Genomic DNA, 15170 nt, shown 5'->3' with positions numbered 1-15170 from the left:
GAGATGAAGCGTTGGGGGGAAGCGTCCTTCGAGGCGCATCTGCCACCCGAGACCGTCCTCAACCAGATGGAGATGGCGGTCATCGTCTGTGACCGCTTCAGCAACGTCATCTACGGCAACGCGTTCGCGCGGCAGCTGTTCGGCTTCGGCGGCGACGAGATCATCGGGCACTCGGTGCTGTCCCTCGGCATCGCCGAGGAGGACCACGAGCAGGCCACCGAGCTCGCCAGGCACGTCCTGAAGGGCGGCGTCTGGGAGGGCACCTTCTGCAACCTGCGCGCCGACGGCACCACCGTCTACACGCGCGCGCACGCCGTCCCGCTGCGGCACCCGTCCGGCGCCGTCGACGGCGTGGTGATCTTCGCGCGGGAGGCGCTGCGCTCCAACCAGCGCGACCAGGAGCGCTACGGGCTGCTGGAGCGGATCGGCGAGCGGCTCGCCGGGTCCCTCGAACTGGAGGCGACGCTGCGGCGGGTCGCCGACACCCTCGTCCCGCAGTTCGCCGACCACTGCTTCATCGACCTCTACAGCGGCGACCGGCTGTACCGGCGGGTGTCCCGGCACGCCGGCGGCTGGGAGCCGCCGCCCGGCACCTGGGCCGAGGTCGGCGAGCCGGTCTCCTACCCGCCCGGCCACTTCAGCGCCAAGGCGATGGCGCGCCGCGACGCCGTCCTCGTCGAGGACATGGTGCAGCACCGGTTCTCCGCGCCGAGCGAGTCGTCGCTGCGGCTCGGCGAGTCCATGGGCGTCACCTCGGTGATCTCCGCGCCGCTGCTGGTGCGCGGCGAGATGCTCGGCGTGATGAGCCTGGCGCTGTCCAACCTGTCCAAGCGGCCCGACCCGCACTACGACGGCTTCGACCGCGACCTGCTCGGCGCCATCGCCAGCCGCGTCGCGCTCGCCGTCGACAACGCGATGCTGTTCGAGGAGGAGCGCGAGACCGCGCTGGCCTTCCAGAAGCACCTGCTGCCCGGCGACCGGCCGCCGCACCTGGACGGCCTGCAGATCGCCTGGCGGTACGAGCCGGCCCGCCCGCTGGAGGCGCACGGGCACGGCATCCAGACCCAGGTCGGCGGCGACTGGTACGACGTGATCCCGCTGTCGGCCGGCCGCGTCGGCCTCGTCATCGGCGACGTCGAGGGGCGCGGCGCCCGCGCCGCCGCCGTGATGGGCCAGCTGCGCGCCGCGCTGCGCGCCTTCGCCCAGGACGACAAGTCCCCGGCCGACATCCTGCGCAAGCTCGACGAGTGGGTCCGCACGATGACCCGGCCCGAGCGGATGCGGTCCGGCTGGAACAGCGACGACCTCGTCCGGCCGCCGCTGGTGTCGTGCACCTACTTCGTCTACGACGCGTGGTCGCGGGTGCTGGAGTTCGCCAACGCCGGCCACGACCCGCCGCTGCTCATCGTGGACGGCGAGGTCGTCGAGCTGGAGTTCGAGAGCGAGGGCGCCATGCTCGGCGTCCGCGCCCCCGGCATGGGCGGCGAGATCCTGTTCAACGAGGAGCGGACCGAGCTCAAGCCCGGCTCCACGCTGGTGCTGTACACCGACGGCCTCATCGACCGGCGGCCCAAGGACGACGGCGAGTACTACACGCGGGAGGAGTCCCGCGAGATGGTCCGCGCGGCCGTCCAGCGGGTCGCGCGCGGCGGCGTCGAGGCCATCGCCAACGCCGCCTACGACGCCGTCCCCGGCGACATCGACGACGACGTGGCGATCGTGGTGATCCGCACCGCCGGCGACGAGCTGGCCGTCGAGGAGCGCACCTTCCCCGCCGAGCCGATCATGGTGTCGGAGGCGCGCCGGATGGCGGCCGACGCGTTCGCGTCCTGGGGGATGCTCGACGAGCAGGCCGAGCTGGCCTGCCTGCTGGTGTCGGAGGTCGTCACCAACGTCGTCCTGCACGCGACCGCGACGCCGCAGCCGCGCCGCGAGATGGTCGTCCCGGTGCCCGCCGGGCCGCCCGGCCGCGGCGGCGAGCCGCTGAGCGCGCCGCCGCCCGTCCAGTTCAACACCGCGCAGGTCGGCGGCTCGTTCGACGCCGCCCTCGACCCCGCCGTCGACTCCGGCGCGTTCGACGAGGACGACTGGAACCTCGGCGCCGACCTCGGCCGCCGCGAGCCGCCCACCAAGGAGTTCCGGCTCCGGCTGCGGCGCGGCGCCGACGCGATCTGGGTCGAGGTGTTCGACTCCGACATGCGGCTGCCGCGCATCCGCAGCGCCGGCGAGACCGACGAGGGCGGCCGCGGCCTGTACCTGGTCGACCAGCTCGCCACCCGGTGGGGCGCCCGGCCGACCAACGACGGCAAGGCCGTCTGGTTCGAGCTGCCGCTCACGCCCTGATGCGGGCGTGGGCGGTGCGCGCGCCGGCTCCGATCGCGTCGGGGCCGCTGCGCCGCGCCGACCGTGACGTCCCGTCGCCGGGGCCCGGCGAGCTGCTGGTGCGCGTCCTCGCCTGCGGGGTCTGCCGGACGGACCTGCACGTCGCGGAGGGCGACCTGCCCGTCCACCTGCCCGGGGTGACGCCCGGCCACGAGATCGTCGGCGAGGTCGTCGAGGCGGGCGCGGGCGCGCTGCACGCCGCCGGCGACCGGGTCGGCGTCGCGTGGCTGCGCGGCACCTGCGGCGCCTGCCGGTTCTGCCGCCGCGGCGCCGAGAACCTGTGCCCGTACTCGGTCTACACCGGCTGGCACGCCCACGGCGGCTACGCCGAGTACGCCCTCGCCGTCGACGCCTACACCTACGCGCTGCCGTCCGAACTCGACGACGTCCGCGCGGCTCCGCTGCTGTGCGCGGGCATCATCGGGTACCGGGCGCTGCGCCGCGCCGACCTGCCGCCGGGCGGGCGCCTCGGCATCTGGGGGTTCGGCGGCTCGGCGCACCTCGCCGCGCAGATCGCGATCGCCGAGGGCGCCGACGTGCACGTGTTCACCCGCAGTCCCGCCGCCCGCGAGCTGGCCCGCGACCTCGGCGCCTCGTGGGCCGGCGACTCCTTCGACGCCTCGCCCGACCCGCTCGACTCCGCGATCGTCTTCGCACCGGCCGGCGGGCTCGTCCCCGCCGCGCTCGAACGCCTGGACCGCGGCGGCGTCCTCGCCATCGCGGGCATCCACCTGAGCGACGTCCCGTCCCTGGACTACCAGCGGCACCTGTTCCAGGAGCGCGAGGTCCGCTCGGTGACCGCCAACACCCGCGCCGACGGCGAGGAGTTCCTCCGCCTCGCCGCCCGCCTCGACGTCGCCGTCACGACCCGCCCCTATCCGCTGGACGAGGCGGACCGCGCCCTGGCCGACCTCGCCGCCGACCGCTTCACCGGCGCCGCGGTCCTGGTGACCGGATGACGCGTCCGCGGTAGCCGCGCCACGGCGCCGGCGAAGGCGTGCACGCGCGCGGTGGCGCGGTCCCGGTGCCAGACGAGCGTGAGCGCCGAGTCGGGCAGGCCGGTGAGCGGGACGAACACGACGTCGCCCCGCGCGTGACGTCGGGCGGTCGGGACGCACAGCGGCATCGCGCCGCGCCCCGACGCGACCATCGCCAGGGCCTCCTGGATCGTGCCGACGGCCGGGCCGGACGGGATCGCGCGGCCGCCGGGCGTCAGCCGCGGGGACTGCGCCTCGCGCCAGTACCGCGGGGCCGGGCCGGCGACCCTGATCAGCGGGTGCCCGGCCAGATCCTCGGCGGGGACGGACGGGCGGTCCGCGAGCGGATGGCGGGCCGGGACGGCGAGGCTCAGCGGCGCCTCGGAGAAGACCGGGCCCGAGGCCAGGGCGGGCTCCCGCACCGGTGCCAGCACGATCGCGGCGTCCACGGTCCCGTCCCGTACCGCCCCGAACGGGTCGGCCAGCGGGACCTCGACGGTCTGCACCTCGCAGCCCGGGTGGTCGTCCTGGAAGGCGCGGACGAGCCCGGTCAGATCCTCGTCCATTGATCCGAGGAAGCCGATCCGCAGCACTCCGGCGACGTCGCGGGCCCTCGCCCTGGCCGCGTCGACGACGTCGCGGAGGGCCGTGTAGGCGGGGCGCAGCTCGTCCCGCAGGCTCGCGCCGAGCGGTGTCAGCCGCACACGGCGGCTGGTGCGCTCCACGAGCCGGGCCCCGATCCGGGACTCCAGGGCCCGCAGCAGCTGGCTGACGCGGCTCTGGGAGAGGTAGAGGCGTTCCGCGGTCCGGCCGAAGTGCAGGTCCTCGCTGAGGACGAGGAAGCACTCCAGTTCCCGGGTCTCCAGGTCCGGCACGCCGCCCCTCCCGATGATCGATGAGCCTCGCTCATACAAGGATGCGATCTTCGCCGTTGTTCCCGGTACGCGACCGGCCCAGGGTCGGAGGCATGACCGTTTCTCCCGACTCCCCGCCGCGGGGCGGATGGCTGGCGGTGCTCGCGGTCGCCGCGGCCACGTTCCTCGTCGTCACCAGCGAGATGCTGCCGGTGGGCCTGCTGACCTCGATCGGTCCGGACCTCGACGTCTCCGCGGGGACGGCCGGGCTGGCGATGACCGTGCCCGGCCTGGTCGCCGCGGTCTGCGCGCCCGCGCTGTCGGCCGCCACGGCCCGGCTGGACCGCCGCGCGGTGCTGGCCGCGCTGGCGGCCCTGCTCGCCGCGGCCGACCTCGGCTCGGCCGTAGCGCCCAGCCTGCCGGCGCTGCTCGCCACACGGATCCTGGTCGGCGTGGCGATCGGCGGGGTGTGGGCGATCGCCGGCGGGCTGGCGGTACGGCTGGTCCCGGAACGCTCCGCCGGCGCCGCCACCTCGGTGGTCTTCGGCGGGATCTCGGTGGCGTCGGTGGCGGGCGTCCCGGTCGGCACGCTGATCGGCGATCTCGCGGGCTGGCGGGCCGCGTTCGCGGTGGCCGGCGCGCTCTCCCTGATCGCCTGCGCGGCGCTCGCCGTCCTGCTGCCACCGCTCCCCGGAACCGGCCCGACGGGCCTCCGGGGCGTGCCGCGCGTCCTGCGCGCACCGCGCGCCCGGGTCGGCCTGCTGGTGACGTTCCTCCTGGTCACCGGGCATTTCGCGGCATACACCTACGTGCGTCCGGTTCTGGAGCAGGTGTCCGGCGTGGACCCGGACCTGATCAGTACCTTGCTGCTGCTGTACGGCGTCGCGGGCGTCGCCGGGAACTTCGCTGCGGGGACGGCCGCCGCGCGCGGCCCGCGCCGCACCCTCATGGCGATCGCGATGCTGCTCGCACCGGTCGTGCTGCTGTTCCCGGTGGTCGGCCGGGCCCCGCTCCCGGCGGTCGTGCTGCTGGTGCTGTGGGGCGCCGCCTACGGCGGCGTGTCGGTCACCCTGCAGACCTGGCTGCTGCAGGCCGCACCACCGCGCGCCGCTGAACCGGCGTCGGCACTGTTCGTCGCCGCGTTCAACATCGCCATCTCGCTGGGCGCACTGGCAGGCGGCCGCGTAGCCGACACCGCAGGCGAGGAGGCCGCCATGTGGCTAGGCGGAACACTGAGCGCCGTAGCCCTAACCGCCGCCACCACCACACGAGGCCGCCGCACCGACACACTTAACAAAACCACCGCCCGACAACCAGCCCCCAGCACCGCCAACGACGCACCCTGACCCCCGCAACGACCTGAACCACCTCCCCGACCACGCAACGACCCGAACCGTCGCGATCGCGAGCGAAGCCAAGTTCGAGCTTGCGAGAACTTGATCGCGCAGCGAGGCCCCCAGGGCCGAGTCGGAGCGATGCAGCGATCGCACGATCGCCCGCCGAAGGAAGGCGCCCCAGCGCCTGACGCCAAGGGCGATCAAATCAAATAGGAACAGCGGCGACGTGGGCCCAGGATTGGGTGAACCAGAGTTCGCCGCCGATGACGCGGGGTTTGGCGCCGGTGCGGGGGCCGCCGTCGACCTCGGCGGTGAGGGCTTCGCGGATGATGTCGGCGGACGCCTCGTCGCGCGCGCCGGCCAGCCACGGCTCGACCGGGCGCTCGACGGCGAACACGTCGAGGCGGCGGATGCTGCCGCCCGCCGAGGTGATCATCTCGGTGAGGCGGGCGATGGACGGGGTGCCGGGGTGGTCCGGGTCGCGGAGCCGTTCGATGCGGTCCCGTTCGGGGCCGGCCAGGTTGCCGCGGACCAGGTCGGCGATGATCAGCCGGCCGCCGGGGCGGCACACCCGCAGCAGTTCGCGCAGCACCTGGTCGGGCTCGCCCAGCGTGTACAGCGAGAACCGGGCCGTGACCAGGGAGAACGTGTCGCTGCGGTAGGGCAGGGCGGTGGCGTCGGCCTTGACGGCGGGGTCGGCGGGCCGGGGGCGGGGGTCTTCGCGCGTCGCCAGGGCGGGCGGCCGGTCACCGTCGCCGTTGATGCGCACGGGGCCCGTCCCGAACTCGACCGTGGACATGCGGCCGCCCCGGCTCGGTTCGGCGGGCGCGGGCGCCGCGTCCACGGCGGTCAGGTGCCGGACGCGGGGGCCGAGCGCGGCGGGCATCGGCCCGTGCCCGCGCGCGACGTCCAGGCAGACGTCGTCGCGGTCGGGTTCGACGAACTCCAGCAGGCGCCGCAGGTGCGGGGCGATGCCGCCGGCGGTCTCCTGGACCGCGGTCGCCGGTTGCGGCACGGGTGTCTCCCTCGGCTCGGACCGGCTCCGCGGGGTACGGGGAACGGGCGTGGAGCCGGTTTCGCCAGTTATGACTCCCGGGCCGGGCGGGAAGTTCGGAGCCGGCGCCGGGCAATCGGCCCTGCGGGCGCGTCAGCCGCGGAGGTGCTCGCCGTACAGCGCGCCCACGACCAGCACGAACACGATGATCACCGCGCTGCGGGTGGGCATCGGCATGCGCAGCTTCACCGCGACCCAGCGCACGCAGAACGCGGCGAGCAGCGCCACGACCGCGAGGCCGAGGAGGCCCTCGTTCATGATCACCTTCAATCCGGGGGAGTGCCGCCATCTAGAACGATAGACGCGTAAGGCAAGGGTTACCTCGGCGTCGGGTCCCGGAGCGGTCCCCGATAACCTCGCGAATGTGGCAGATGCGAAGGAAGTAGACGGCCGGGACCGCCTGGACGGCCTCATGACCAACGTGGCGCGGGCGCGCGTGGCCCTCGGCCTCGCGGCGTTCGCCGCCCCCAAGCTGACCGTGAAGCTGATGACGTCGGTCGGCGGCACCGACCCCGGACGCGACTACATCGCCCGGATGTTCGCCGCCCGCGAGATCGCCCTCGGCGCCGGCTACCTGCTGAGCGACGAGTCCGGGCGGCGGCTGTGGGCCCGCGCCGGGCTGCTCGTCGACTCCCTCGACACCGTCGGCGGGCTGCGGACCCGCCGCGGCCTCCCGCTGTGGGTGACCGCCGGCGCCACCGCGATCGCCGGGGGCTCGGCCGCCCTCGGCGCCGCCAAGGTGGTCCGCGACATCCTGCACTGACCCGCGTCCTCGTCACGGGCCCCGGCATCCGCGCCGGGGCCCGTCCCGTCGCGCCCCGGGACGTCCGGCCGCGGGGCCCCGATTTGGGGTGATCTCCGTGGGTAGGCCTCCCTCGTCACGGCAGGTGAGGGGGGCGGCGGAATGACCGCTGACACGGTGGCGCGCGGCGAGGAGACCATGCCCAAGGGCCGGGACCTGTACGTCATCCTCGGCGCGCTGATGCTGGCCATGCTGCTCGCGGCGCTGGACCAGACGATCGTCTCCACCGCCCTGCCGACCATCGTCAGCGACCTCGGCGGCCTGAACCACCTGTCCTGGGTCGTCACCGCCTACCTGCTCGCCTCCACCGCCTCGACGCCGCTGTGGGGCAAGCTCGGCGACCAGTACGGCCGCAAGCGGCTGTTCCAGGGTTCGATCGTCATCTTCCTGATCGGGTCGGCGCTGTGCGGCATCGCGCAGGACATGACCGGGCTGATCTTCTTCCGCGCGCTGCAGGGCCTCGGCGGCGGCGGGCTGATGGTGCTCGTCGTCGCGATCGTCGGCGACGTCGTCCCGCCCCGCGACCGCGGCCGGTTCCAGGGCCTGTTCGGCGCCGTCTTCGGCGTGGCGAGCGTGTGCGGGCCGCTGCTCGGCGGCTGGTTCGTCGACAACCTGTCCTGGCGCTGGGTGTTCTACATCAACGTCCCGATCGGCATCGTGGCGCTGCTGGTCATCGCCGCCGTGCTGCACGCCTCGGGGGAGCGCGAGCGGCACCGCATCGACTACCTCGGCACGCTGCTGATCGTCGGCTGGTCGGTCGGCCTGGTGCTGATGACGACCTGGGGCGGCACCCGCTACGACTGGCTGTCCGCGCCGATCATCGTGCTCGCCGCGGTCTCGGTGGTGCTGATCGCGGTCTGGCTGCTGGTCGAGCGGCGCGCCGCCGAGCCGATCATGCCGCCGCACCTGCTGCGCCACTCGGTGTTCGCGCTGTCCTCGGCGATCAGCTTCGTGGTCGGGTTCGCGATGTTCGGCGCGCTGACCTTCCTGCCGATCTTCCTCCAGGTGGTGCACGGCGTCTCGCCGACGCTGTCGGGCGTCCACCTGCTGCCGATGATGATCGGGATGCTGGTCGCCTCGATCGGGTCCGGCCAGCTGATCAGCCGGACCGGCCGCTACAAGCTGTACCCGGTGGTCGGCACGCCGCTCATCGCGATCGCGCTGTACCTGCTGTCGCGGCTGGACGAGCACTCCTCCACGCTGTCGATGAGCCTGCGGTTCGCGCTGCTCGGCTTCGGCCTCGGCCTGGTGATGCAGGTGCTCGTCATCGCGGTGCAGAACGCCGTCTCCTACTCCGACCTCGGCTCCGCCACGTCGGGCGTGACCTTCTTCCGGCAGATCGGCGGCTCGTTCGGCGTCGCGGTGTTCGGCTCGATCTTCAGCAACGAGCTCGCGTCCCACGTCTCGGACCTCGCGAAGGGCCGGATGCTGCCGCCCGGCTTCGACCCGTCCGCCGTCCAGGGCAACCCCAAGCTGCTGGACAGGTTCCCGGGCTCGGTCAAGCAGAGCGTCCTGCACGCCTACGCGCAGTCGATCGACACGGTGTTCCTGTGGGCCGTCCCGTTCGCGGCGGTCGCGTTCGTCCTCACGTGGTTCCTGCGGGAGGTCCCGCTGCGCGCCACGTCCCAGACGCGCGACTACGGCGAGGGCTTCGGCGCGGCGCCGACCGTCCGGTCGTCCCGGTACGAGATCGAGCGCGCGCTCAGCGAGCTCATGCGGCGGGACGCGAAGGCCGCGGAGGCCTACAACCGGCTCGCCCGCCTCTGCGGCGTCGACATGCCCGCGGGCAGCATCTGGGCGCTGTGCCGGATCGCCAAGGACGGGACGGTCTCCGGCGCCGACCTGGCCGACCGCGCCGGCGTGCCCGTCGAGCACGGCCGCCCCTACGTCGACCGCCTCGTGGAGGCCGGGTACGTCCAGCGGTCCGACGGCGTCCTGACGGTCACCCCGTCCGGCGAGGCCACCGCCGAGCGGCTGTTCGCCGCCCGCCGCGAGGGCCTGGCGAAGCACGTCGAGGGATGGTCGCCCGAGGACCACCCCGAGCTGTCGGACGTCCTGACCCGCCTCGCCCGCGTCTCCCTCGGCGACGACGCCGACGGCGAGGTGCTCAAGCCCGGCCGGGGCGCCACGCCCGCCTCCTGACGCGCCCGCGCTGCGCCCGTGCCGGGCCCGCGCGGGCGGCCGGGGCCGAGACTCAGCTCACATGGCGTTGCGCTATGAGAGATGTAATCTCATACTGACTGACCGAATCTCACTCGGTTTCGGGACGGAACCCCAGAATTTGGAGGCGTAGTGGCCGAGGCGTACATCGTCGGCGCGGTCCGTACCCCCGTCGGTACCAAGAAGGGCGCCCTCAAGGACGTGCACCCCGCCGACCTCGGGGCGCACGTGCTCAAGGAACTCGTCAACCGCACGGGCGTCGACCCCTCCGCGGTCGAGGACGTGATCATGGGCTGCGTCATGCAGGCCGGCCCCCAGGCGCTGGACATCGCGCGCACCGCCTGGCTGTCGGCCGGGCTGCCCGAGAGCGTGCCCGGCGTCACCATCGACCGCCAGTGCGGCTCCTCCCAGCAGGCGATCCACTTCGCCGCGCAGGGCGTGCTGTCCGGCACGCAGGACCTGGTCGTCGCCTCCGGCGTCGAGCACATGGCCAAGGTGCCGATGGGCGCCACCATCGTCCAGGGCCTCGACTTCCCCTACGGCGAGGGCTGGGGCGAGCGCTACGGCCAGCAGGAGATCTCCCAGTTCCGCGGCGCCGAGCTGATGGCCGAGAAGTGGGGCTTCACCCGCGAGGACCTGGAGAAGTTCGCGCTCGAGAGCCACAAGCGCGCCGCCAAGGCCATCGAGGCCGGCTACTTCGACCGCGAGATCGCCCCGCTGGCCGGGCTGGCCAAGGACGAGGGCGCCCGCCCCGACACCACCCTGGAGAAGATGGCGGGCCTGAAGACCCTGCGCGAGGGCGGCGTCATCACCGCCGCGGTGTCCTCGCAGATCTCCATCGGCGCGTCGGCGCTGCTGCTGGCCTCCGAGGAGGCCGTCAAGCGGTACAACCTCACCCCCCGCGCCCGCATCCACACCCTCGCCATCACCGGCTCGGACCCCGTCTACATGCTGACCGGCCCGATCCCGGCGACCGAGAAGGCGCTGTCCAGGGCCGGCCTCAAGATCGACGACATCGACGTCTTCGAGGTCAACGAGGCGTTCGCCCCGGTCCCGATGGCGTGGGCGCACGACACCGGCGCCTCGCTGGAGAAGACCAACCCCAACGGCGGCGCCATCGCCACCGGCCACCCCCTGGGCGCGACCGGCGGCATCCTGATGACCAAGCTGCTGCACGAGCTGGAGCGCACCGGCGGCCGCTACGGCCTCCAGACGATGTGCGAGGGCGGCGGCCAGGCCAACGCCACCATCATCGAGCGTCTGTAGTTTTTCAATCCCGGCCCAGAGGGCTCGCCTAGCGGCTCGCCCTCTGACCGGTCTTGGGCGAGCGCGACCTCGCTTCGCGAGCTTCCCGGTGGGGGCTCGCCTCCGGCTTCGCCCCCACCGGTCAGATAACACGCTCGCGTGACGGCTGGGCATCTTGGCAAGGTGGTCCTCGTGGCCCATCCCCGTTCGGGGGTGGGCCGCGAGTGTTAGCGGCGGGCGGGACGACGGTCGGGTCGTGCCGGTGGGCCGCGGGGAGTGGAGCATGTACGAGACGATCCTTTACGAGGCCGCGGAGCGGGTCGCGCGGATCACGCTGAACCGGCCCGACGCCCGCAACGCGCTCAGCGACCGGATGATCGACGAGCTGCTCGACGCCTTCGAGCGGGCCAAGGCCGACGACGGGGTGCGCGTGATCGTGCTGACCGGCGCCGGTGACCGGGCGTTCTGCGCGGGCGCCGACCTCGGCGGGCTCGAGCAGGCCCAGGCGGACGGACGGTCCGTCGCCGACGCCGGCGCGATCCGCGAGAGCGCGCCGTTCCGGCTGTTCACCGCGTTCCCGAAGCTCGGCAAGCCGATCATCGCGCGGCTCGCCGGGCACGCGGTCGCCGGCGGCCTCGGCCTCGCCGCCGCCTGCGACCTGGTCGTGGCGGCCGACGACGTCAAGCTCGGCACCCCCGAGGTCAACGTGGGCCTGTGGCCGATGATGATCATGGCGATCATCAACCGGAACGTCGCGCCGAAGCACGCCTTCAGGCTGTACTACACCGGGCAGCGCGTCACCGCCGCCGAAGGCCGCGACATCGGGCTGGTCACCGAGGTCGTCCCGCGCGCCGGGCTGGACGCGCGGGTGGACGAACTGGCCCGCACCATCGCGTCCAAGAGCCCGCTCGGGCTGCGCCGGGGCCGCGACGCGTTCTTCGCGATCGAGGGGCGCCCGCTGGAGGACCAGGTGGAGCACCTGCTGTCCGAGCTGGTCGGGCTGGCCGCCACCGAGGACGCCAAGGAGGGCATCACCGCGTTCCTCGAGAACCGCCCGCCGGACTTCCAGGGCCGCTGAGGGCACGCGCCCGGCGGCGCCGGTATCAGGAGACGGCGGTCAGGGCGAGGGTCCGCTGGAGCTCGGCGGCGCGGGCGCGCATCCGGTCGGCGGACTTCTCGATCTTGGGGAGCTTGCCGGGGCGGCAGGAGATGGCGAGCGCGCCGACGGCGCCGCCGGTGGCGTCGGTGACCGGCACGGCGGCGCAGCCGGTGCCGAGGGCGTACTCCTCGCGGTCCAGCGAGAGCCCGTCCGGCGAGCGGAGCGCGCGGAGCAGCCGCGCGGGCTCGGTGATGGTGTGCGGCGTCAGGTCGACCAGCGGGTGCCGGGCCAGGTAGTCGCGGCGCCGCTCCTCGTCGAGCTGGCTCAGCATGCACTTGCCGAGCGCCGTGGCGTGCGCGGACTCGTCGAAGCCGACCCACACGTCGACGCGGGGCGCGCGCGGGCCGTCGGCGATGTCGATCAACCGGATCTCGTCGTCCACGTGCATGCCGAAGTAGCAGGCGACCCCCAGCTCGTCGCGGAGCGCGGCGAGGGTCGGGCGGACGTGCGCGAGCAGCTGCTGGGTCCGGCTGCGGCCGTGCAGCGACTGGACGCGGTCGCCGAGCACCCAGACGCCGTCCGGGAGCCGCATGGCGTAGCCCTCGTGGGCGAGGGTGCGGAGCAGGTGGTACGTCGTGGCGAGGGGCAGCCCGGACTCGCGTGCCAGCTGCTTGGCGGGCGCGCCGCTCGGATGCGAGGCCACCGCCTCCATGAGATGCAGGGCGCGCTGCACCGAGGCGATGAGCGTGGGTCTGCGTGTCTCATCCATCACGCACAGCGAACCCCTCCGGCCCGGCCAGGTCAAGGCCTTTACCGATACTCGGCCCATTGGATCACTTCGCGGGCGTGTTCGCAGGGGCTTTCCGAAGTCCCCCGCTAATGGCGATCTGATGGAACGGTCCCTGTTCGGGGGTGCCTTTCCGGTTGTCGGCGTCTTTCTCCCCCGCAGTCCCGCAAATCGCACGCGACACGCCTGGAGCGCGGGGGAGTGGGCGGCGCGCCGACCGGGGAGTAACTTCGGGTGGGTGCAACCTCCGGGGCCCGCCCCCGGAGCCCAGGGCGCCGCCCGTGAGGGCGGGAACAGCGGAAGCCGCTTTCCGAGGAGCCGGGCATGAGCCAGCCGAGTCGCAGCCAGACCCCCGTCGACGAGCGGACCGCCCGGCGGGTCGCCGAGGAGGCACGGGAGACCGAATGGCGCCTTCCGAGCTTCGGAAAGCAGCTGTTCCTCGGCGATTTCCGGCTCGATCTCGTGCACCCGCATCCCCGCCCGGACGACGACGCGCGCCGCCGCGGCGAGCAATTCCTCGAGCGGCTCACCGAGTTCTGCGCCACCCGGGTCGACGCCGCGCTGATCGAGCGCGAGTCCCGCATTCCGGACGAGGTGATCCAAGGGCTGCGGGAGATGGGCGCGCTCGGCATGAAGATTCCCGAGCGTTATGGCGGGCTCGGGCTCAGCCAGCTCTATTACGGCCGCGCGCTGATGGTCGTCGGATCGGTCAGCCCGGCGCTCGGCGCGCTGCTGTCGGCGCACCAGTCCATCGGCGTCCCGCAGCCGGTGAAGATGTTCGGGACGCAGGAGCAGAAGGATATCTGGCTGCCGCGCTGCGCCCGGCAGATCAGCGCGTTCCTGCTCACCGAGCCCGACGTCGGCTCCGACCCGGCCCGGCTGCGCGCCACCGCCGTCCCGGACGGCGACGACTACGTCCTCAACGGGGTCAAGCTGTGGACGACCAACGGCGTCGTCGCCGACCTCGTCGTCGTCATGGCGCGCGTCCCGAAGCCCGACGGACCCCGGCCGGACGGGCACCGGGGCGGCATCTCCGCGTTCATCGTGGACATGGCCACGCCCGGCATCACCGTCGAGAACCGCAACGCGTTCATGGGCCTGCGCGGCATCGAGAACGGCGTGACGCGCTTCCACGACGTGCGCGTCCCCAAGGCCAACCTGATCGGCGCGGAGGGCGCGGGCCTGAAGATCGCGCTGACCACGCTGAACACCGGCCGGCTCTCGCTGCCCGCGATCTGCGCGGCGAGCGGCAAGTGGGCCGCCAAGATCGCCCGCGAGTGGTCGAAGGAGCGGGTGCAGTGGGGGCGGCCGGTCGGCGAGCACGAGGCCGTGGCCCGCAAGGTCGCGTTCATCGCGGCCACCGCGTACGCGCTGGAGGCCATGCTCGACCTGTCGGGCCAGCTCGCCGACGACGAGCGCAACGACATCCGGATCGAGGCGGCGCTCGCCAAGCTGTGGTCGTCGGAGATGGCCTGCCGGATCGCCGACGAGCTGGTCCAGCTGCGCGGCGGGCGCGGCTTCGAGACGGCCGAGTCGCTGGCCGCGCGCGGCGAGCGCGGCGTGCCCGCCGAGCAGCTGCTGCGCGACCTGCGGATCAACCGGATCTTCGAGGGCTCCACCGAGATCATGCATCTGCTGATCGCACGGGAGGCGGTGGACGCGCACCTGTCCGTCGCGGGCGACATCATCGACCCCGACGCCTCCGCCGGGACGAAGGCGCGCGCGGCGGCGAAGGCGGGCGGCTTCTACGCGCGCTGGCTGCCGACGCTGGTGACGGGCGCGGGGCAGCGGCCGAACGCCTACGGCGAGTTCGGCGTGCTCGCCAAGCACCTGCGGTACGTGGAGCGCGCCTCGCGGAAGCTGGCCCGGTCCATCTTCTACGCGGCGGGCCGCTGGCAGGGCAAGCTGGAGTACAAGCAGGGATTCCTCGGCCGGATGGTCGACATCGGCGCCGAGCTGTACGCGATGAGCGCCGTCTGCGTCCGCGCCAACGCCGACTCCTCCGGCCTCGGCCCGCTCACCGGATCCATTGCGGACGGTGTGAGCGAGACCGATGTTCCCGGCGCCTCCGCCGTGCTGCTGGCCGACGCGTTCTGCCGCCAGGCGCGGGTCCGCGTCGAGGAACTGTTCGACGGGCTGTGGCGCAACACCGACGAGATGGACGTGAAACTCGCGCGCGCCGTCCTCGCCGGTGATTTCGCCTGGGTGGAGGAAGGCGTATTGGACCCCTCCATTCCCGGCCCCTGGATCGCGCCCGCCGAACCAGGCCCGAGCGACCGGCCCGGCGTGCACCGCACGATCGGCTGACATCGCCGTTCTGACCTGCGGTGCGTGACCGGGGGACTGCCGTGCGCTACGGTGACCTGGCCCGGTCACCGGTCAGCGCGATCGGTTGTGCCGGGGCCCACTGGTCGTCGACCCAGCGCACCGAATCCTGAACGCCGGGCAATGCGTTCGCGTACGGATGGGTAGA

At 73.4% G+C, this 15170-nt stretch carries 12 protein-coding genes; 8 read left to right on the top strand and 4 right to left on the bottom strand.

Annotated elements, in window-relative coordinates; translation table 11 throughout:
• The first annotated feature begins 3 nt into the window (after positions 1 to 3).
• Positions 4 to 2343 (top strand): SpoIIE family protein phosphatase, encoded by a 2340-nt coding sequence (locus QP089_RS39830; RefSeq protein WP_285919244.1) that lies wholly within the window; start codon positions 4 to 6, stop codon positions 2341 to 2343.
• A 14-nt stretch (positions 2344 to 2357) separates the two neighbouring features.
• The gene (locus QP089_RS39825; RefSeq protein ID WP_353070673.1) at positions 2358 to 3341 is read left to right on the top strand and encodes a zinc-dependent alcohol dehydrogenase family protein; all 984 of its coding nucleotides are present in this window, start codon (positions 2358 to 2360) and stop codon (positions 3339 to 3341) included.
• Here QP089_RS39825 and QP089_RS39820 read toward each other — a convergent pair.
• The gene (locus tag QP089_RS39820) at positions 3257 to 4234 is read right to left on the bottom strand and encodes a LysR family transcriptional regulator (protein ID WP_285919240.1); all 978 of its coding nucleotides are present in this window, start codon (positions 4232 to 4234) and stop codon (positions 3257 to 3259) included. The genes QP089_RS39825 and QP089_RS39820 overlap by 85 nt on opposite strands.
• Before the next feature lie 92 nt (positions 4235 to 4326).
• Here QP089_RS39820 and QP089_RS39815 point away from each other — a divergent pair, with 92 nt between their 5' ends.
• Positions 4327 to 5559: an MFS transporter gene (locus tag QP089_RS39815; protein ID WP_285919238.1), complete on the top strand. Its 1233-nt coding sequence runs from the start codon at positions 4327 to 4329 to the stop codon at positions 5557 to 5559.
• Positions 5560 to 5755: 196 nt separating this feature from the next.
• Here QP089_RS39815 and QP089_RS39810 read toward each other — a convergent pair whose 3' ends face one another.
• Together QP089_RS39810 and QP089_RS39805 are read right to left on the bottom strand one after the other, a co-directional pair.
• Positions 5756 to 6565, bottom strand: a complete 810-nt coding sequence (locus QP089_RS39810; protein WP_285919236.1) for a class I SAM-dependent methyltransferase — start codon at positions 6563 to 6565, stop codon at positions 5756 to 5758.
• A gap of 132 nt (positions 6566 to 6697) precedes the next feature.
• Entirely contained in the window at positions 6698 to 6862 is a 165-nt protein-coding gene (locus QP089_RS39805; protein ID WP_285919234.1) for a hypothetical protein, read from the bottom strand.
• A gap of 106 nt (positions 6863 to 6968) precedes the next feature.
• Between QP089_RS39805 and QP089_RS39800 the strand changes: the two genes are divergently transcribed.
• From QP089_RS39800 to QP089_RS39785, 4 genes are all read left to right on the top strand, one after another.
• Positions 6969 to 7367 (top strand): hypothetical protein, encoded by a 399-nt coding sequence (locus tag QP089_RS39800; RefSeq protein ID WP_285919232.1) that lies wholly within the window; start codon positions 6969 to 6971, stop codon positions 7365 to 7367.
• A 141-nt stretch (positions 7368 to 7508) separates the two neighbouring features.
• Positions 7509 to 9548 (top strand): MFS transporter, encoded by a 2040-nt coding sequence (locus tag QP089_RS39795; RefSeq protein ID WP_285919230.1) that lies wholly within the window; start codon positions 7509 to 7511, stop codon positions 9546 to 9548.
• A gap of 150 nt (positions 9549 to 9698) precedes the next feature.
• Positions 9699 to 10832, top strand: a complete 1134-nt coding sequence (locus QP089_RS39790) for an acetyl-CoA C-acetyltransferase (RefSeq protein ID WP_285919228.1) — start codon at positions 9699 to 9701, stop codon at positions 10830 to 10832.
• Positions 10833 to 11094: 262 nt separating this feature from the next.
• Positions 11095 to 11889, top strand: coding sequence for an enoyl-CoA hydratase-related protein (locus QP089_RS39785; RefSeq protein WP_285919226.1), 795 nt, complete (start codon positions 11095 to 11097; stop codon positions 11887 to 11889).
• Positions 11890 to 11914: 25 nt separating this feature from the next.
• Here the strand turns inward: QP089_RS39785 and QP089_RS39780 are convergent, their stop codons facing one another.
• A complete protein-coding gene (locus tag QP089_RS39780; RefSeq protein ID WP_285919224.1) occupies positions 11915 to 12679 on the bottom strand; it encodes an IclR family transcriptional regulator in 765 nt (254 codons plus the stop codon).
• Positions 12680 to 13021: 342 nt separating this feature from the next.
• Between QP089_RS39780 and QP089_RS39775 the strand changes: the two genes are divergently transcribed.
• Complete coding sequence (locus QP089_RS39775) at positions 13022 to 15004, top strand: acyl-CoA dehydrogenase family protein (protein WP_285919223.1); 1983 nt, start codon at positions 13022 to 13024, stop codon at positions 15002 to 15004.
• The last annotated feature ends 166 nt before the right edge of the window (positions 15005 to 15170 follow it).

The sequence above is a fragment of the Actinomadura opuntiae genome, assembly GCF_030283205.1.
GTDB lineage: Bacteria > Actinomycetota > Actinomycetes > Streptosporangiales > Streptosporangiaceae > Spirillospora.
Note: the sequence above shows the minus strand (reverse complement) of the source record. Positions and strands in the feature narration are given on the sequence as shown.